Consider the following 18,644-nt stretch of genomic DNA (forward strand, 5'->3'; position numbering starts at 1 on the left):
CTGTATTTTTCCATAAACCTAACCCCCATAAATTATTTTTACTCTAACTTATGGGGGTCAGGTCATTTTTACGTGCGGCTGATGAGCCTCCGAGGGCTATCGCACTTCGGGGTCTCACCTAGGCCTGTCCTCCCATAGGAGTCTGCGTATATTTCCTCCGCTGATACAGTGTTATCTCCATCCCCTTGAGGCAAACAGTCGTTTATTAATTCTGAGGAGATTCATGAAAAATCAGGGTAGAGGAATGCCTTTCTTCACCTAGAGAAAAAGCGGACAGCCATGGAGGCCGTCCGCTTTTTCATGTTCATACTTATACCGTGGTGCTGTTTCCTTTTCCTAGTTTCTTCAGCAATGTGAATTTCCCCTCAATCATCGGTTGCCACAAGCCGACGATCGGCCTGCTGGAAAGCAGCAGCACAATCAGCGCTGATATGGCTGCCAATCCCAACACATCGAAAGCATTATTAACCTTGAATAGGTCGGCTGCACGGAAAAATTGAATGAAGAAACCATGCAACAGGTAGACATACAAAGTCCTTGTTCCTATATCTGTAAACCATGTATGCTTTTTCGGGACCCATGCCAACACACTGATCGTCATTAAAGCAGCTGTCAAATACACCACGAATCGCAAGAGGCTGCCAGCTTCAGCTGCACCTAAGTCTCCGTACGATTTGGAAGCGAGCAGCCAGCCGGAAGAAAACTCCGGAGCAAAGTGGATGGCTGCAGCAACAACCCCCATGATTCCGATGGAGGCAACCTTCACCCATTGCCGTTTCACCTGCATGATCTGTTTCTCCGTTATCCAGTATCCAGCGAGGAAAAATGGGAAAAACACGAACGTACGGGAAAGACTGAAGGTGTGGCCGATGTCCCCGAAGTATCCGACAATCAAACCAAGCTGGACAGCCAGCAGGATACTAAGCGGTGCCGGTATTTTCTTGAACCAGTATAGCAGCACATGCCAACAGAATAAACTGAACAGGAACCAAAGGGACCAGTGTGGGTAGAACAACCCGTTCAGCCAAGCTTCCTTTCCGATCAAGAAATAATAACCTGTGTATAGGGCTTGGAAAATAAAATAAGGAAGCAATAGTTTTTTTGCCAGTTTTTTAATATAGCCTTTATCTCCTGATCCTCTTGCAAAAAATCCCGACAAGAGAATAAACGCAGGCATATGGAAGGTATAAATCCAGAAATACAAAGTGTTCATCCCCTGCGATTCACTGATGAACGGCTGGATTATATGCCCGAATACTACGAGGAAAATCAACAGTACCTTCGCATTATCGAAAAAGGCGTTCCGCTCCATGGAAATCCATCCCTTCTCTTTATTCAACAAATTGTTATACCCCCACTATACCCTTTATCAAACATAAATATCTATGTAACCGCCTGTTTTCAGGGAGTTGTTAGGAAGATGTAACGGAACTGAAAAAATGATGGAATAATTAGGGTAGACAGATCAGAATCTGTTCAGGGACTTTGTCTCCCTGCAAAAAAAGCCTCCACATGGGAGGCTTTATGTGGCGGCTTTCTTCTTTTTGACGGTCTTTTCTTTTGTCTTTGACTTCGGTTGGGACGGCTTCGGTTTGTCTTTTTTGGCCCTGTCCAAGGAAGCCTGCAGGGCATCCATCAGGTTGGTTGCCGCGTCTGGAGCCGGCTTTCCTTCTGGTGCAGGTGCAGCAGCCGTATAATCCTTGTTGTTCTTCTTCTCTTCAATCAACTCCATCAGGGCGGTACGGTATTCATCCGTATACTTTTCCGGAGTGAACTCCGTCGTCAATTGCTCTACTAGCATTTTGGCTGTTTCCAGTTCTTTTTCATCTGTTTTGACCTCGTCCGGCACGTTCGGAACGTCTTGCACATCACGGACTTCATCCGGATAATGGATTGTTTCAGCTACCAGGGTGTTTTTATACACACGGATCACTGCCAGCTGCTCCTTCGATCGGATGATCATCTTAGCGATCCCTATTTTGCCGGTATCCGTCAGAGCGCTTCGCAGCAGTCCATACGCTTTGCCTCCACCCTCATTCGGTGAGAGGAAATAAGTCTTTTCAAAATAGATCGGATCGATTTCCTCGAGGTCCACAAAGTCGACGATTTCGACCGACTTATCCTCCTGCTCTTTCCGCAGGGCCTTCAGTTCTTCTTCCTCAAGGATGACAAATTTATTTTTGGCATATTCATATGCTTTCACGATATCGTCGTTTTCCACTTCTTTATCACAAACCGGACAGGTTTTTTCATACTTGATCGGGGATTGGCATTCCTTATGCAGCTGCCTCAGTTTGATGTCCTTATTCTCTGTTGCGGCATGCATTTTCACAGGGATATTGACCAGCCCGAAGCTGATGGTCCCCTTCCACATCGTATGCATGGCTATTCCCTCCCTTTCTCCTTAGTCTGCCGGTATGCAGGCATCTTATCCGAAATGCCGTTTATTTTTTCCGTTCTTAGCCACGCTAAAGAAAAAAGGGAGGGATTCGGATGGACATCATGAAGCCAATTCCAAGTGCAGACATGCCCCAAGGGAATGAGTGGGTATATGAAATAAAATATGACGGTTTCCGTTGCCAAGTCGTATGGGAGAAAGAAAATTCCATTCAGCTGGTCAGCAGGAACAACAAAGATCTGACCGCTTCATTTCCGGAGGTGAAGCAGCAATTGCTGTCTGCAAGCGATTCGGTGAAGGACATGCTGCCACTGAAATTGGACGGTGAACTGGTCATACTGAACACTCCCTACCAAGCGAATTTTGCCCGACTGCAGCAGCGCGGTCGATTGAAGAATTCTGCCGGCATCCAAGCAGCCGCCGCAGAAAGACCTGCAGCACTCCGTCTGTTTGATATGGTTGAAAAAGAAGGAAAAGATCTGAAGAAAACGCCGCTTCAAGAGAGAAAAGAGCTGCTTCAAGAAGTCCTGCAGAAGCTCGGTATGGAAGGGGTGGAACCCGACCCCGACCCCGACCGGATTTGGAAGAAACTGACCGAACACAAGGGAGAAGGTGTTGTCGCTAAACGGATAGACAGCTTGTACAGAGATGGCAAAAACCATCGCGACTGGTTCAAGATCAAGAATTGGCGCACCATCCAAGGTTTCTTGAGCAGCTACCATCCCGAAAACGGCTACTATACGGTAGGTGTGTTTGATCAAGAGAAGATCAAGATCATCGGAAAATGCAAGCACGGCCTTGATGCCGATACTGCAGCGACGTTGAGGGAAATTTTCACTTCAAGGGGAGAAAAGCAGAAGGATGCATTCCTGCTTCCTCCAGCCATTTGTGCACGCATCCATACTCTCGATCTGTACCAAGATGAACTGAGAGAGCCGGAGTTCGCCGAGTTGCTGCCTTCCGTGCCACCGGAGCATTGCACCATCGAGCAGCTGGAGCTGGATATGGCCATGCTCCCTGAATCCGTGGAACTCACTAATACCAACAAGATATTTTGGCCGGAAAAAAGCTTTACAAAAGGCGATCTCCTCACCTATATCCGAGCACTGGCCCCGTATATGCTGCCATTTCTGGAAAACCGGGCATTGACCGTCATCCGCTGCCCAGATGGGGTGGACAGTGAATACTTTTTTCAAAAACACCTCCCTTCCTACGCGCCGGGCTTCATTACCGGCATTCCGGCCGGGGACGAACAGCTGATGGTCTGTGACAACCTGGATGCTTTGGTCTGGTTCGCCAACCATGGGGCGGTTGAATACCATATTCCCTTTCAACAGATAAAGAAGGATACACCAGTGGAGATTGTCTTTGACCTCGATCCGCCTGACCGGGGAAAATTCCATCTCGCCGTCAAGGCAGCCCTGTTGATCAAACCGCTGTTGGATGACCTGGGACTCATCTCCTTCGTGAAAACCTCGGGCAATAAAGGTTTGCAGATCCATATCCCGATCCCCGAGGAATCCATTACTTATCAAGAAACAGCGGTTTTCACACAAGCAATTGCCTGGACGGTGGAAAACGCCCACCCGGATTTATTTACAACAGAACGGATGAAAAACAAGCGGAATGGCAGATTGTACATCGACTATGTCCAGCATGGCCGTGACAAGACCTTGATTGCCCCCTACTCCCCAAGAATGACGCAAGACGGTACGGTAGCTGCTCCTCTTTTCTGGGAGGAAGTCAATGAAGACCTGGACCCTGGGAGTTTCACACTGAAAAACACGATCAAGCGAGTCCAGCATCATGGTTGTCCGTTTCGCGACTACCAAAAAGCAGGCAAAAAGCAGAAACTGGAACAGTTAATGAAGCTGATTCAATCCTGAGCAATAGAAAAACCTCTCCCAGATGGAAGAGGTTTTTGGCTCAAGATAACGACGGCTCCAGCTCTAATTCGACATTTCCCTGTATTGCCCGGGAAATCATGCAACTTTTCTCGGCTTTTTCGACAAGCTGCTTCAACTTTTCATGCTGTCGGCTGTCCGCCTGTTGTTTCAATGAAACCGTCGGCCGGTGGATGATTTTCTTATACGTGAATACTCCATTGGTCACATCGACAATGCCTTCTGATTCCAAGGACATTTCATCCAATGGCAGGGCAGCCCGTTCGATCATCGCCGCAAGGGTAATGATATAGCAGGTTGCAGCTGCCCCCAATAGCATTTCATCCGGATTGGTTCCGATTCCCGGACCATCCATTTCGGGCGGAATCGAAATCTTCGTCTGCAAATTCCCGGCTGCAATGGTCCCTTCACTATTTCTGCCGCCCGGCCAGTCTGCCTGTAAATGAAAATGATGTTCTGCCATATTGATCACCTCTCTGTCATTTTACCTTAGGAATCGGTCTCGTCAAAGCACAGGGCTGCCTCCGAATTCTTTACTTCTCCAGCAATTCCTTCAGTACGACAGCCTGGTTGTGTGTTGTATCTTTTGCAGCAAAAACGAGTGTCACATCCTGTTCCCTTGCTAAATTCTCCAGTTTATCCCAGGCCTCTTTTTGCTCTCCCTGTGCCAGTTCTTCCCTGTACTTTTGGCTGAATTCAGAAAATTTATCAGCATCATGGCCGAACCACTTTCGCAACTCCGTAGAAGGAGCTACCTCCTTCAACCAATGGTCCAGCACAGCCTCCTTCTTGGCCACTCCACGCGGCCACACCCGATCCACTAAAATTCTCAACCCATCATCCGATTCTTGTTTCTCATAGATTCTTTTTACTTTCACTGTCATCGGTGGCCCCCTCCTTAGATCAAGTATAACTTAGTGCAGGCATGAACGGCGGATCTCACCCGGCTCCGGCCGATTCCACGCTTGTCCGGCGCATATCCTACCGCTACTGCCGATTTCCTGCTCGTCCCGCGGATTTCCTACCGCTACTGCCGATTTCACGCTTGTCCGGCCGATTTCCTACCGCTACTGCCGATTTCCTGCTTGTCCGGCGGATTTCCTACCGCTACTGCCGATTTCCTGCTCGTCCGGCGGATTTCCCCCGGCTTCGGCTGATTCCCCGCATGTCCGGCCGATATCCTACCGCTACTGCCGATTTCCTGCTCGTCCGGCCGATATTCTACCGCTCCTGCTGATATCACGCATGTCCCGCGGATATCCTACCGCTCCGGCCGATTTCCTACCGCTACTGCCGATTTCCTGCTTGTCCGGCGGATTTCCTACCGCTACTGCCGATTTCCTGCTCGTCCCGCGGATTTCCCCCGGCTTCGGCTGATTCCCCGCATGTCCGGCCGATATCCTACCGCTACTGCCGATTTCCTGCTCGTCCGGCGGATTTCCCCCGGCTCCGGCTGATTCCCCACACGTCCTCCTGCCGTCATAAAAGAAAATGACTTCTGCCAGCAGGCAAAAGTCATTACAAAGTCCCTATATACTAACGGCCACTGGCCATGTTTGCTTTAGCTATTCTACTATCTCTTCCTACAGCAAGCACCGATCCGCATGGCTCAGGCAGTTACTTGTGCATCATCTGATTGACTGCTTCATCCAATGCCTGCTTGATGGTTTCCATTTTGCGGCGACTGTCTTCCTTGCTGCTTCCACAGACGCCATAGTAATATTTGATCTTTGGTTCGGTCCCAGATGGGCGCAGACATACCCATGCCTCTTCATCCAATATGAATTTCAGCATATTTTCTCTCGGAAGGGTGATGGGTTCTTGGCCGCCATCGCCTGCAATTGTCCGCTCTCCTGCCAAATAATCCTCTGTCTGTTGGACGGCGAATCCGCCGATTTCCTTAAATGGCTTGGTGCGGACACTTTCCATGATGGAGGCAATCATCTCGGACCCTTCCTTGCCTTTCAGGGTCAAGGATGACATCCCTTCCAGATAATATCCGTGCTTCTCATAGATGACATCCAGGGCGTCCAGCAAGGTTTTCCCCTGTTTGTCCCAGTAATATGCCATTTCACAGGCCATTACGGCAGCCTGTACTGCATCTTTATCCCGGGCAAAACTGGATATCAGGTATCCATAGCTCTCTTCAAAGCCAAAGATGAACGTCTCCCCGCTGGAGTCGAACTGATGGATCTTCTCGCCGATATACTTGAATCCTGTCAGCGTATCGATGGTTTTGGCGCCGTAGGAATCAGCGATGGAACGACCTAATTCTGTGGTGACTACCGTCTTCACCATGCGGGCCGTCTTCAGAACATGCTCATCAGTATGTGTCAGGATGTAATCCAGCAGCAACGATCCCAGCTGATTGCCGGTCAACACTTCATATTCCCCTGCTTCATTCTTCACGGCTACACCGAGACGGTCTGCATCCGGGTCCGTGCCAAGCAGGATGGCTGCCTGTTTTTCCTTCCCTTGCTCCATTGCCAGGGTGAATGCCTGATGTTCTTCCGGATTAGGGGATTTTACCGTGGAAAATTCCGGATCTGGAACGGCCTGTTCCTTCACTACATCTACATTGGTGAAGTTCAACTGACCCAGTCCTTCCAGTACCAGGTCGTGTGCAGTTCCATGCAATGGAGTGAAGACGATTCCCATCTCCTTCTTCCGCTCCTGCTCATCGTCTTCCAATTTGGAGACTTGCTTCAACCTATCCAAATAGGCATGATCCACTTCTTCCCCGATCCAGTTCACCAGTTCATCCTCTTCCAGCTTGTCCACTTCCAGATACGGCACGGTCAATTCATCTTCCGTCCGGCGGATAGCTTCAATGATCTCATCTGCCTCTTGCGGTGTGATCTGTCCGCCGTCTTCGTTGTACACCTTGAAGCCATTATATTCTGGAGGGTTATGGCTGGCGGTAATCATGACACCGGCCGCCGCACCGAGGTGGCGGACAGTGAAAGAAAGCAATGGCGTCGGTCTCAAGGACTTGAACACATGTGCCCGGATGCCATAGGACCCCAGCACTTTTGCTGTTTCCACCGCAAACTCCTTCGACATGTACCTGCAGTCGTAAGCCACTGCCACCCCGCGGTCCCTGACATTGACCCGGTTGGCAAGCAGATGATTGGCCAGCCCATTTACGGCTCTCCGAACCGTATAGATATTCATCCGGTTTGTTCCCGGCCCGAGGACACCCCTCATGCCGCCGGTGCCAAACGTCAACTCCTGGTAGAAGGCATCCTCCAAAGCGGTTTCATCTTCCTGCATATCGCCGAGTTGTTTTTTTAAAGAAGGATCCAAATTCTCGTATGTATTCCATTTTTCATAGACTGCTTCCCAATTAGACATCCTCATATCCCCCATTATTTTATATGGTCAGATTTTAACATACTTCCCTCTAATATTCTATGCACTAGTTTAACCGCTTACTGAATCGGTTATATTAATAAGACTTTCTCTCAATCTTATTTTTAAGGTATGATAGATAATAAGTATGACTTGCTTCAGGACAGAAGCTGTTTTCCTTTCCTGAACGAACGTCAACCACTGATAAACTTTGGACAAGGTCGTGATTTCGTGATGATGCTGCTACATAAAAAATGGTTCCATGTTATGACATTCCTGATCATGCTGTTTCTGCTGATCTGGCTTGTTTCCATTACCGACTTCATTTTCATGCCGGTGGTTCAGCTGATCGGAGCCGTTGCATTCCCGGTCCTCGGCGCTGGACTGCTCTTCTACCTGACAAAACCGATCATGCACTTATTCGAACGCTTCAACATCAACCGGATTGTTTCTATCATTCTCGTTTACCTCCTGATCATCCTGCTTGTGACCTTATTCATCCTGTACATCTGGCCGATCGCCCAGAGACAGGTCACCAATTTGTTGGAGGCCATTCCCGGGATGGTGAGATCGGTGGAAGAATTCATCGACTACTGGCAAGATAACTATTCGCTGCTGCCGGCACCTGTCTTGGATGCCATCAACGACTTTACAGCGAAACTGCCGACAATCATCGAAAACAGCCTGAATAATCTGGTCAGCATGATCGGCGGTTTCCTCGGCCAGCTGTTCACCATTATTGCTGGGCTTGTCCTGATTCCATTTTTCCTGTTCTTCATGTTGAAGGATGAAGAAAAGCTGGTACCGTTCATCACTCAAATATTCAGTCCGAAGAAAGCAAAAAACCTGCGAAGCCTGCTTGGCAAGGTCGACCATGTCTTGTCCGCCTTTATTCAAGGACAGTTGATCGTCAGCTTTTTCGTAGGGGTCATGCTGTTCATCGGCTATTTGATCATTGGCTTGGATTATGCCCTGACACTTTCCTTATTCGGCATGATGACCAATGTCATCCCTTTTATCGGGCCATATATCGCCGTCGTACCAGCATTGATCGTCGGGGCCATCCAGGATCCGATGAACCTGATTTGGGTGTCGATCATCATGCTGGTCGCCCAGCAGATAGAAAGCAACCTGATTTCCCCGAATGTGATGGGACAGGCATTGCACCTACATCCGCTTACCATCATCACCGTCATCCTTGCGGCGGGAAGTATCGCCGGATTCATCGGAATTGTCTTCGCCGTTCCATTCTATGCAGTGGCCAAGACAATTATTGTCCATTTTTATCAGACCTATGCTGACTCAAGAAAAGATGAGAAGGATGCCCTGATTTGACCCAGTCCCCTTGCCCTCTCTGCCTGCTTTCCGCTACACTGATAGACAGAGAGGGGAATGGATATGACAATGACCAAAAGGGAACTACAGGCAAAACTGGATGAACTCAAATCCGACTATGTGCGGATCCAGAGTGATCTGGATAAATTGGAGTATGTGAAAGGCAGGGTATCTTCTGCTGAAGGCCAGCTGATCCGGCTGGAAGGGGAAATTGCTGAAATCAATAAGAAACTGGACGATATGGAAGAATAACAAAGCGTGAAGCACATCGGCTTCACGCTTTGTTTTATTTTTGTTCATTTTTATTGTTGATTGCCCGCTGATTCTCGAGCTTCGCCTGGATTTTTGCCTTTTCCTTGTTCGGGGGCGTCAGGCTGATGATCGTGTCACCAATAGCTGGAACTGTCCTCATTTCTTCGGAGTAGAATTTCAGCATGCCGGACGGCCGGAGAAGATAAAGGAATACGGTGGCCTCATCCTTCTCCTTCAAGTAATCCTGATAGGTGAACCTCTCCCTCAGCTTGGTCTTGCGGAATACATAGCCTTCATTCAATTTATCATTGAGAATCTCCATCGGGAACTTTTTGTCGAACAGGATTCGCCCCCCTACTTTGGAAACCATCACACTGGAACCATTCTCATATGGACGATATGGGCTTACCTTGAACACATTCATCCGGCCGTATTCCGGGATGAATGTCGTACAGACCAATGCGTTGTACGCATTATCATCGGTCGCCGCAATCAGATAATCATATGGCATGGTATCAAGATTGTATTCCGTCTGTTCGGAAAGCATGCTTCCATGATAGAATGGCACGCCTGCTTTCCTGGCAATCCGCAGCCTTTCCCAGGAGGAATCAACAATGAGAACCGGTACATCGGAGGTCTGCAGGGAACTCGCCAGACGGACAGTGAATTGGTTGCTTCCTACAATTAACACACCTGGCGTACCTTCCATGGAAAGTCCCAGTTTTTGGGACATCCAGCTAATGGAAAAACCATGGGCGATTACCGTGAAAATCACCAAGGCAAATGTGAGGGCCGTCAAAAGATCTGCATCTTCATAGCCTGATTCCATCAAAATGGTAGCAAAATAGCCGGAAACCGTCAGGGCCACGATGCCCCTCGGTGCAATCCAACCCACCAATGCCTTCTCATTGAAAGTCATGTCCGTACCAGCGGTGGACAGGAAGATCGACAAGGGCCGCACGATGAACATCATCAACAGGACATATCCGATGATATTCGGGCTGAAAATCTGATAGATCGTCTCCATTTCCAGGGACGCTGTCAGCATGATGAAGATTGCTGAGATCAATAGGATGGATACATTTTCCTTGAAGTGCCGCATATCAGAAATCGAACTGATGCCCATATTGGCAAGGGTGATCCCCATGGCCGTTACAGAAAGCAGCCCAGTTTCATGCATGATCTCATCTGCCACCGTGAAACAGGCGATAACTACCGTGAATACGGCCGGCGACTTCAGGAATTCAGGCATATGGCCAGTCTCGAACATCCAGCCGATCCCTTTCCCGCAAAACCAACCGAAAATAGCGGCAAATAAGGATGCAGCAAAGAACATGATGAGCAAGGTGCCATCGGGATTGTCTGCGGTGATGAACGTGATGATTTCAAATGCAAACACCGCAAGCAAGGCACCGATCGGATCAACAATGATGCCTTCCCATTTCAGTACCTTAGCAGGCCTTGGCTTCAGCTTCGACTGACGAAGCAGGGGCATGATCACCGTTGGGCCTGTCACAATGAACAAACCGCCGATGACGAATGCCACCGCCCAGGAAAGCCCGGCAATATAATGGGCCGTCAGGGAACCAAGAATCCAGGCAATGAATGCGCCAACCGTGGAAATACGGAAAATCGGCTTGCCCAATCCCCTCAATTCTTTGAAACTGAGGTTCAAACTGCCTTCAAATAGGATGATTGCAACTGCGACCGAAATGATCGGACTATATAAAGCTCCGAAATTCTCCTCCGGATGAATAATTCCCAGTAATGGCCCGGCAAGCAGCCCGGTCGCAGCCATGATGACAATGGCCGGCAGCCGGTAGCGCCATGCAACCCACTGAGAGCCGATCCCAAGGAGAAAGACGAGCATGATCTCAAACAAAAGTGAAAGTTCCATGGGGTAACCCTCCATTCCCTTTTTGTATAACAGATATTCTATAGATGATAGAGAGGGATGTAAACAATTTTATTCTTATCGGCAATAATGGATATGCTCATATTTTTCCCTCAATTAAATAAACTCGTTGACAGACGACAATGGGCTTGTTAGGATTAATTCTTGTTTGCCAGAAGCAATAACTTCTCAGATTATTATTGTATTTTGTTTTGTCTGATTATATTGAAAAATATGGAAGGGAGCCTCTCTTATGAGGAAAGATATATTTATTATTGGCTTTATGCTGTTTGCTCTATTCTTTGGCGCCGGCAATCTGATCTATCCGCCGGTGCTTGGTATAGAAGCAGGAACTGCCTACTGGCCGGCAATTTTTGGTTTTATCCTGACCGGTGTCGGTCTTCCGATCCTGGCAGTTACAGCCATATCCTTTGTGAAGAATGACGCCAGGGAACTGGCTGACCGAGTCCACCCCTTGTTCGGTCTGCTATTTACATCCACCGTTTATCTTGCCATCGGCCCTTTTTTCGGCATTCCGAGAGCAGCGACCGTCGGCTATGAAATGAGTGTACAGCCTTTTACGGATGGAACTTCCGGCACTGCTTTACTCATCTTTACGCTTATTTTCTTCAGTCTGGTCTTCTTGGTGAGTCTGAATCCATCCCGTATGGTGGACCGGATCGGCCAATACCTGACGCCTATCCTATTGACAGCGATTATCGGTTTGAGTATTGGTGCCTTGCTTCTTTTTGACAACCCGGCCGGTACGCCGGGACAAGATTATGCAAGCACTCCACTATTCACCGGGTTCCTTGAGGGTTACCTGACGATGGACGCTATTGCCGCGCTGGCTTTTGGCATCATCGTGGTCAATGCGTTCAAGGACAGGGGGTACCATTCACCGAAACAGTTAGTGCCAGCCACATTGAAAGCTGGACTTGTCGCTGGCATCGGTTTAACCGCCGTTTATGGGGTGCTTGGCTGGATTGGATCTAAGATGGCAGCCCATGGCTCCTACACCAATGGAGGAAATATACTCTCGAATGCAGCTGATTTAATTTTCGGCAGTTTTGGCACCCTGCTCCTCGGAGTCATCGTCACCTTAGCCTGTTTCACCACTTCTGTCGGGCTCGTCGTTGCCTCCGGGCAGTTTTTTGTCAAAGTCACTCCATTTTCCTATAAATGGATCATCTCGATTGTGACGGTTGCCAGCTTTCTTATAGCAAATCAAGGGCTTGAGACAATCATCAGCATATCTGTACCCGTATTGACTTTCATTTATCCGATTGCCATTGTCCTGATCTTGTTGACATTCCTGGACAAGCTGTTCGGGGGAAGAAAAGGTGTATACCGCGGCGCCATCTTGTTCACCGCCATTACCAGCCTGTATGACGGGTTGACCGCATTCGGCCTTGAACTCACCGGGATCACCCCCGTCATGGAATACCTGCCGTTCTTCGGCATTGGCCTCGGCTGGCTTGTTCCTGCCATCATCGGCGGACTCATCGGCTTCTTCCTGTTCGGCAAGGAGAATGGAAGGGCGGAATAAATAGGATACCATTCGGAAGTGCCGCTAGGGCACTTCCATTTTAATGGGAAAAGATAGGCTGCCGACGGATATCTATGGAAGTTCTCCGTTCCCTCTTTTATCTCAATTGTTTCTCCATTTAAATCAGCCCCAACGATTCATGAGGCCAACCAGTCCTTGTAAATTGTCTAAAGCTTGTCCGCTTTCCGCGAAAAATATGTTAGGATTAATCTAGTAAAAGGAGGACCAGCGCCGATGCTTGTTAAAGAAGAAGAGATCCTGAAAACCTATTTTGGCTATGAATCTTTCCGTCCCGGTCAGAAGGAAACCATTGAACACATCCTCAAGTTGGAAAACACACTGGCAGTCATGCCCACGGGCGGCGGAAAATCGCTGTGCTATCAAATCCCCGGCCTCTCCCGTGATGGAACCGCCATCATCATCTCCCCGCTTATCTCCTTGATGAAGGACCAGGTAGATTCCTTGAACTCACTCGGCATTTCTGCCGCCTATATCAACAGCTCTCTGTCCAACGCAGAACAACAGACTGTCCTGGCAGGAATTGCAGCGGGAGAATACAAATTTGTCTACGTAGCACCAGAACGGTTTGAATCCGGGCGCTTTGTCCAAGTTATCCGGAATATCCCCCTCTCCTTGGTTGCATTTGACGAGGCCCACTGCATTTCCCAATGGGGGCATGATTTCCGTCCAAGCTACCGCTCGATCATCAGCAACCTGAAACAGCTTTCCAATATACCTGTATTCGTAGCGCTAACTGCAACGGCGACGAAAGAGGTCATTGGAGATATCCAGGGTCTCCTGCACATGGAACATGTGATCAATACAGGTTTCGAACGGGAGAACCTCTCTTTCCACCTGGTGAAGGGCAGGGATCGCAGCAGCTATATCCGCTCGTTTCTGGAAGAGCATCCAGAAGAATCAGGGATCATCTACACAGCAACACGGAAGCAGACCGACAGCCTATATGACCAGTTGTCCAGCCGCGGTGTCCACGTTGCCAAGTACCATGGTGGTCTGACCGAAGAAGAACGGAAGCTAGCCCAAGCAGCCTTTATCCACGATGAAAAAACGGTCATGATTGCCACCAATGCGTTTGGGATGGGCATTGATAAATCCAATGTGCGGTACGTGATCCACTATGCGATGCCGATGAACATCGAATCGTACTACCAGGAAGCCGGCAGGGCGGGACGTGACGGAGAACCCAGTGACTGCATCCTGCTGTTTTCCCCACAGGATATCCAGCTGCAGAAATTCCTGATCGAACAATCCATGATGGAGGATGAAGCGAAACAGCTGGAATACCGAAAGTTGCAGGCGATGATCAATTACTGCCATACCCATGGATGCCTCACCTCCTTCATCCTTGACTATTTTCATGATGACGGAGCCAGAGAAACATGCGGCCGCTGCAGCAATTGCCTGGAACGTCAGGAGAAAACCGATCTTACCACTGAAGCACAGATGATTCTCTCCTGTGTCAAACGGATGGGAGAGCGTTTCGGTGTCGGGATGACCGCTAAAGTGCTGAAAGGCTCAAGGGACAAGAAGCTGAAGGAATTCGGTCTGGCATCTCTCTCGACGTATGGGATTCTTTCGGCCTATACCGAACGGGAATTGACAGAGTGGATCCATTTTCTGATCGCTGAGCAGCTATTGGATACGGAGGAAGGCCGGTTCCCGATCCTGAAACTGAATCAGAATTCGGTCGATGTACTCAAAGGCAGAAGAACGGTGGAGATGTATACAGCGCCCATCCCATCCAGTGAAGACGCAGATTATCAAGAAGATCTATTCCTTTCTCTCCGAAATCTCCGGAAGAGGCTGGCAGATGAACGGAATGTACCACCATATGTCCTGTTCTCCGATGCCACCTTAAAAGAACTGAGCCGCTACTTTCCGGTAACGGAAGAGGATATGCTGGATATCAAAGGGGTCGGAGAGAAAAAGTACGAACAATATGGAAAGGAATTTCTTGCCTGCATCCAGGAATGGCGGGACAGGAATCCCGACGTTAAGAAGAAAATCCGGATTTCTGACGCACCACAGCCAAAACGCCAGCAGAAGAGAACAGATGATGAACGCCCAAGCCATCTGGCAAGCTATCAAATGTTCCAGTCAGGAAAGTCCTTGAAAGATATTGCAGCAATTCGGGAATTATCGACCCAGACAGTGGAAAGCCACCTATTCAAAGCGTTCAAAGAAGGACATCCTATTGCATGGGGAATCTTTTTCAATGAACAAGAGGAGGCACGCGTCCTGGCAGCCCGAGAAGAAGTAGAGGAACCGAAGTTGAAGCCACTCAAAGAAGCATTGCCCGAAGACTATGATTATACAAAAATCAAAGCAGTATTAGTGAAAAATGGAATACTATAGCATCCAGGCCCGGGACGTGTGCATCCACATGCTTCCCGGGCCTCAGTTCTGCTCGCTTGGGCCGAAGATCCTCCCACTCAGGCCACAACACCGTCCACTCGGGCGACAGCATCTGCCACTCAGGCCACGCTCCCGCTCACTCAGGCCGCAACACCTGCCACTCGGGCCACACATCCGCTCATTCACTCCAACACACAACTACCCAATCAAAACGCCATACCCTGCTTTCGGGTATGGCGTTTTTTCAGCTGATTGGTGTGCCATTTTCTACTTGCTCATCCGGCCGGAGCAGTACGACATCTCCGTCACCAGGTACACCGCCAAGCACCAGCACTTCCGATTTAAACCCTGCCACCCGCATGGGCGGGAAGTTGACCACGGCAGCCACCTGCCGATTCACCAACTGATCGGACACATACCGTTTGGTAATCTGGGCGGAGGACTGCTTCACTCCCAGTTCTCCAAAGTCAATCTTCAATTTTATCGCTGGTTTTCTTGCTTCTGGGAACGGTTCAGCCTTGATAATCGTACCGATCCGCACATCCAATTTGCTAAAGTCCTCAATAGTTGCCATCCTGCTTTCCTCCTTTTCGTCGGTTATTCCCTAGTTTTCAGCGAGCTATATTTTCTGCGGGTTGCCGCTGTTCTCCCGCTTGATGATCCCTCTGGCTTCCAAATCCAACTTGACAGCGGTGCAGTGCCAAGATGGAGAACCCTCAAATTCATTCTGCTTCCATTTATCCGACACGATCGACATGAATTGTTTAAAGGTAATTTGCTCCTGTCCCTTCAGTACTTCCAGAATAGTCTCTTTTACTTCTTCATATTTAACTGCCGAAATGCGCGCCCCTTGTTTATCAGAGTTCGGATTCAGCCATTGTATCTTTTCTATCCTATTTACTTGGCAAATCCTGCCCTTCTATTTCTCCTGCTTTCGCCGGACCGGCTCGTCAGCATAACCCCCATGATGACCAGCGTCGCTCCAAACAACTGATTCAATGTAATCTTTTCTCCCAGCCATAGATAGGCTCCAGCCATCGTCACTACTGGAAGGAAATTCAAGAATACAGATGCCTTGGAGGGCCCCAGTTCGCTAACTGCATGATTATATAGGATGAGGGCGATGAACGAGGGGAAAATACCTAAGTAGAAGAGACCGCCGACTTGGCTCCAACTTACCGCAGGGAGTCCTGTTACCATCCATTCTGCCAGCATGAGAGGAAATAATACCACTAAAGAAATACCGCTCATGACAAATAGTGCTCCATATGCAGGAAAATGGTGCATATACTGCTTGACACAGATGGAGTATACAGCCCAAGAAGCAATTGCCGCCAACATAATTGCATCGCCTGCATTCCATCCCATCCCCCCGGCAGCAGAAAAATCACCATCCAAAACTACCCATACCGCACCAAAAAAGGATAGAAGCACACCGGCCCATTGCAGACCTTGAAGCTTTTCCTTCAGTATGCCAGCACTCAAAAGTACCGTCACTACAGGGATGGCCGTCTCCAGGACAGAGACTTTTGTTGCGGTGGTATAATTCAATGACCAGTAAATGAATGTATTGAAAAACGTGATGCCAGTTACCGTCATTAATAGAAATGGCGCCTTAAAAGCAATAAACGTATTCCGATATTGCCATGCCCCATTCAGACCGAGTGGCAACAGAACCATCGTCGCCACCAGCAAACGGAAAAAAGCGATGGTAATCGGCGGTAAGTCGTTCAGTGCTTTTCCCGTCAGAATATTTCCCGCATAGAAAAACACTACAAGCATCATGAACAAATAAGCATGAATGATTAGCCTCCTCTCCCGGTAAATGTACTGCTGATTTCTCCGCTCTCCTAGCGATATCCCGGCTCTCCTGCCGATTCCCTCTGCCTCCTGGCGATATCCCGGCTCTCCTGCCGATTCCCTCTGCCTCCTGGCGATATCCCGGCTCTCCTGCCGATTCCCTCTGCCTCCTAGCGATTTCCACGCTCTCCTGCCGATTCCTTCTGCCTCCTGGCGATATCCCGGCTCTCCTGCTGATTCCCTCTGCCTCCTGGCGATATTCCAGCTCTCCTGCTGATTTCTTCTGCCTCCTGGCGATATACCAGCTCTCCCGCTGATATCCCCCATCTATCTAATGAAAAGCGCCATGCCCCCTGGAGGACATGGCGCTGACATGCTTAATTCCCTTTTACATCAAGTGCCCAGGTTCCATTGCGGAAGACTGCTTCTTCTGTGCCATCGTCCATGACACCGTCAATATCCAGCTGGTCGGACCCGATCATGAAGTCCACATGGGTCAAGCTGTCATTGACTCCATGTTGGTCCAACTGGTTATCGTCCATTTCTGCTCCGCCTTCCACGTTGGTCGGATAGGCTTTTCCAAGGGCGATGTGGCAGGAGGCATTCTCATCGAACAAAGTGTTATAGAAAATCAAGCCCGACTGCGATACAGGTGATTCATCCGGTACGAGCGCCACTTCTCCCAGACGTTTGGCCCCTTCATCGGAATCAAGCAGATGCCGGAGTGTTTCTTCACCTTGCTCCGCCTTGAAATCGACCACTTTCCCATCCTTGAACGTCAGGCTGAAGTTATCGATCAAGCTGCCCCCATAATTAAGTGGCTTGGTGCTGGATACCGTGCCATTCACCCCATATTTATGCGGAAGGGAAAACACTTCTTCTGTCGGCATGTTCGGATTGAAGGTCACTCCTGTTTCTGCCTGGGCAGAGCCGCCTTTCCAGATATGACCTGCTGGAAGTTCCATCTCCAAGTTGGTGCCTGGCGCCTTGAAGACCAGCTTTTTATATTTTTTCTCATTCAGCACTTCACGGGCGGTCCTTAGTGTTTCATTATGGGCTTCCCATGCAGCAACCGGATCATCCTGGTCGACACGGACAATTTTCACAATGGCATCCCATAGGCTTTCAATGGCATCCTCCCTCGATTTCTCGGGGAAGATTTTCTGTGCCCAGTCACCAGTAGGGATGGAAATGATCGACCATGGAATCTTATCGTTCATGGTGTATTTGCGGAAATTCTTCATCGCTTCTGCGGCAGCCTTGTTGGCTTTGGCCACCCGCTCCGGATCAATGTTCTTCAACAGATCGGGATTCGTGGAACGGATATTCAAGACAGCTGTCCCATCCTCCGCAAAAGTATCATGCATTTGTACCTTCCATTCCGGAAAGTCTTCAATCACTTCGTCTGGAGCATTCTCATACTTTAACAGTGTCAGTTCATCATCCACCCAGTTGATATGCACATTCTTGGCACCCATTTCATAAGCTTTGCGGGCGACGATTTTCGTAAAGTCCGCTCCCTCAATCGGCGCATTGATCATCAGTGCTTGGCCTTTTTGCAAATTGACCCCGGTTCGGAGCGCCAATTGGGCATATTTCTCCTGTGTCTGCTGGCTTACCATAATTCTACCTCCAGAAAGTTTTTTGTATCGCCATTATTTCACAATCAGCAGGAAATTTCCAAAATAATCTATCACACCAGTTCAAAGGAATCAGTACGATATGACCGGGAAGTTTACGCGGAGGGCCGAATATGTTACGATAGAAGGACAGTTATAATAAGTA

General features: G+C 48.9%; 17 protein-coding genes. 5 read left to right on the forward strand and 12 right to left on the reverse strand.

Annotated elements, in window-relative coordinates:
- Window positions 1–310 precede the first annotated feature (310 nt).
- Window positions 311–1,312, reverse strand: coding sequence for an acyltransferase family protein (locus ACFOGI_RS06415; RefSeq protein ID WP_390270269.1), 1,002 nt, complete (start codon window positions 1,310–1,312; stop codon window positions 311–313).
- Window positions 1,313–1,522: 210 nt separating this feature from the next.
- Window positions 1,523–2,383 (reverse strand): non-homologous end joining protein Ku, encoded by an 861-nt coding sequence (gene ku / locus ACFOGI_RS06420; protein WP_390270194.1) that lies wholly within the window; start codon window positions 2,381–2,383, stop codon window positions 1,523–1,525.
- Between the two features lie 110 nt (window positions 2,384–2,493).
- Here ku and ligD point away from each other — a divergent pair, with 110 nt between their 5' ends.
- Complete coding sequence (gene ligD, locus ACFOGI_RS06425; protein ID WP_390270197.1) at window positions 2,494–4,284, forward strand: DNA ligase D; 1,791 nt, start codon at window positions 2,494–2,496, stop codon at window positions 4,282–4,284.
- 40 nt (window positions 4,285–4,324) lie between these two features.
- On the opposite strand, the gene ACFOGI_RS06430 is transcribed toward ligD, so the two are convergent.
- The 5 genes from ACFOGI_RS06430 to ACFOGI_RS06450 all read right to left on the reverse strand — a co-directional run bounded on the left by ACFOGI_RS06430 (window position 4,325) and on the right by ACFOGI_RS06450 (window position 7,656).
- Window positions 4,325–4,765: an OsmC family protein gene (locus ACFOGI_RS06430; protein ID WP_390270200.1), complete on the reverse strand. Its 441-nt coding sequence runs from the start codon at window positions 4,763–4,765 to the stop codon at window positions 4,325–4,327.
- Window positions 4,766–4,835: 70 nt separating this feature from the next.
- On the reverse strand, window positions 4,836–5,186 hold the full coding sequence (locus ACFOGI_RS06435; protein WP_390270203.1) for a DUF488 domain-containing protein: 351 nt from the start codon (window positions 5,184–5,186) through the stop codon (window positions 4,836–4,838).
- A gap of 155 nt (window positions 5,187–5,341) precedes the next feature.
- Window positions 5,342–5,545 carry a hypothetical protein gene (locus tag ACFOGI_RS06440; protein ID WP_390270206.1) on the reverse strand — a complete coding sequence of 68 codons (204 nt, stop codon included), beginning with the start codon at window positions 5,543–5,545 and terminating at the stop codon, window positions 5,342–5,344.
- 84 nt (window positions 5,546–5,629) lie between these two features.
- Complete coding sequence (locus ACFOGI_RS06445) at window positions 5,630–5,767, reverse strand: hypothetical protein (RefSeq protein WP_390270209.1); 138 nt, start codon at window positions 5,765–5,767, stop codon at window positions 5,630–5,632.
- A gap of 152 nt (window positions 5,768–5,919) precedes the next feature.
- Window positions 5,920–7,656, reverse strand: coding sequence for a phospho-sugar mutase (locus ACFOGI_RS06450; RefSeq protein ID WP_390270212.1), 1,737 nt, complete (start codon window positions 7,654–7,656; stop codon window positions 5,920–5,922).
- A gap of 231 nt (window positions 7,657–7,887) precedes the next feature.
- On the opposite strand from ACFOGI_RS06450, the gene ACFOGI_RS06455 reads away from it, so the two are divergent.
- Entirely contained in the window at window positions 7,888–8,988 is a 1,101-nt protein-coding gene (locus ACFOGI_RS06455) for an AI-2E family transporter (RefSeq protein WP_390270272.1), read from the forward strand.
- A 69-nt stretch (window positions 8,989–9,057) separates the two neighbouring features.
- On the forward strand, window positions 9,058–9,240 hold the full coding sequence (locus tag ACFOGI_RS06460) for an SE1832 family protein (RefSeq protein WP_390270275.1): 183 nt from the start codon (window positions 9,058–9,060) through the stop codon (window positions 9,238–9,240).
- 34 nt (window positions 9,241–9,274) lie between these two features.
- Here ACFOGI_RS06460 and ACFOGI_RS06465 read toward each other — a convergent pair whose 3' ends face one another.
- Entirely contained in the window at window positions 9,275–11,137 is a 1,863-nt protein-coding gene (locus ACFOGI_RS06465) for a cation:proton antiporter (protein WP_390270216.1), read from the reverse strand.
- Between the two features lie 250 nt (window positions 11,138–11,387).
- Here ACFOGI_RS06465 and brnQ point away from each other — a divergent pair, with 250 nt between their 5' ends.
- A complete protein-coding gene (brnQ, locus tag ACFOGI_RS06470; RefSeq protein ID WP_390270219.1) occupies window positions 11,388–12,683 on the forward strand; it encodes a branched-chain amino acid transport system II carrier protein in 1,296 nt (431 codons plus the stop codon).
- A 234-nt stretch (window positions 12,684–12,917) separates the two neighbouring features.
- Complete coding sequence (recQ, locus tag ACFOGI_RS06475) at window positions 12,918–15,059, forward strand: DNA helicase RecQ (protein ID WP_390270222.1); 2,142 nt, start codon at window positions 12,918–12,920, stop codon at window positions 15,057–15,059.
- A gap of 244 nt (window positions 15,060–15,303) precedes the next feature.
- Here recQ and csaA read toward each other — a convergent pair whose 3' ends face one another.
- Genes csaA through ACFOGI_RS06495 form a run of 4 tightly spaced genes read right to left on the reverse strand, consistent with a single transcriptional unit; the run spans window position 15,304 to window position 18,481 of the window.
- Complete coding sequence (csaA, locus tag ACFOGI_RS06480; RefSeq protein ID WP_390270225.1) at window positions 15,304–15,633, reverse strand: chaperone CsaA; 330 nt, start codon at window positions 15,631–15,633, stop codon at window positions 15,304–15,306.
- A 45-nt stretch (window positions 15,634–15,678) separates the two neighbouring features.
- Entirely contained in the window at window positions 15,679–15,969 is a 291-nt protein-coding gene (locus tag ACFOGI_RS06485) for a DUF6958 family protein (RefSeq protein ID WP_390270278.1), read from the reverse strand.
- Entirely contained in the window at window positions 15,957–17,186 is a 1,230-nt protein-coding gene (locus tag ACFOGI_RS06490; RefSeq protein WP_390270228.1) for a DMT family transporter, read from the reverse strand. The genes ACFOGI_RS06485 and ACFOGI_RS06490 overlap by 13 nt, the downstream gene beginning before the upstream one ends.
- A 50-nt stretch (window positions 17,187–17,236) precedes the next feature.
- Window positions 17,237–18,481 carry an aminopeptidase gene (locus tag ACFOGI_RS06495; RefSeq protein ID WP_390270231.1) on the reverse strand — a complete coding sequence of 415 codons (1,245 nt, stop codon included), beginning with the start codon at window positions 18,479–18,481 and terminating at the stop codon, window positions 17,237–17,239.
- Window positions 18,482–18,644 lie beyond the last annotated feature (163 nt).

This window comes from Virgibacillus xinjiangensis (assembly GCF_042643145.1).
GTDB classification, from domain to species: Bacteria; Bacillota; Bacilli; order Bacillales; family Amphibacillaceae; genus Virgibacillus_O; species Virgibacillus_O xinjiangensis.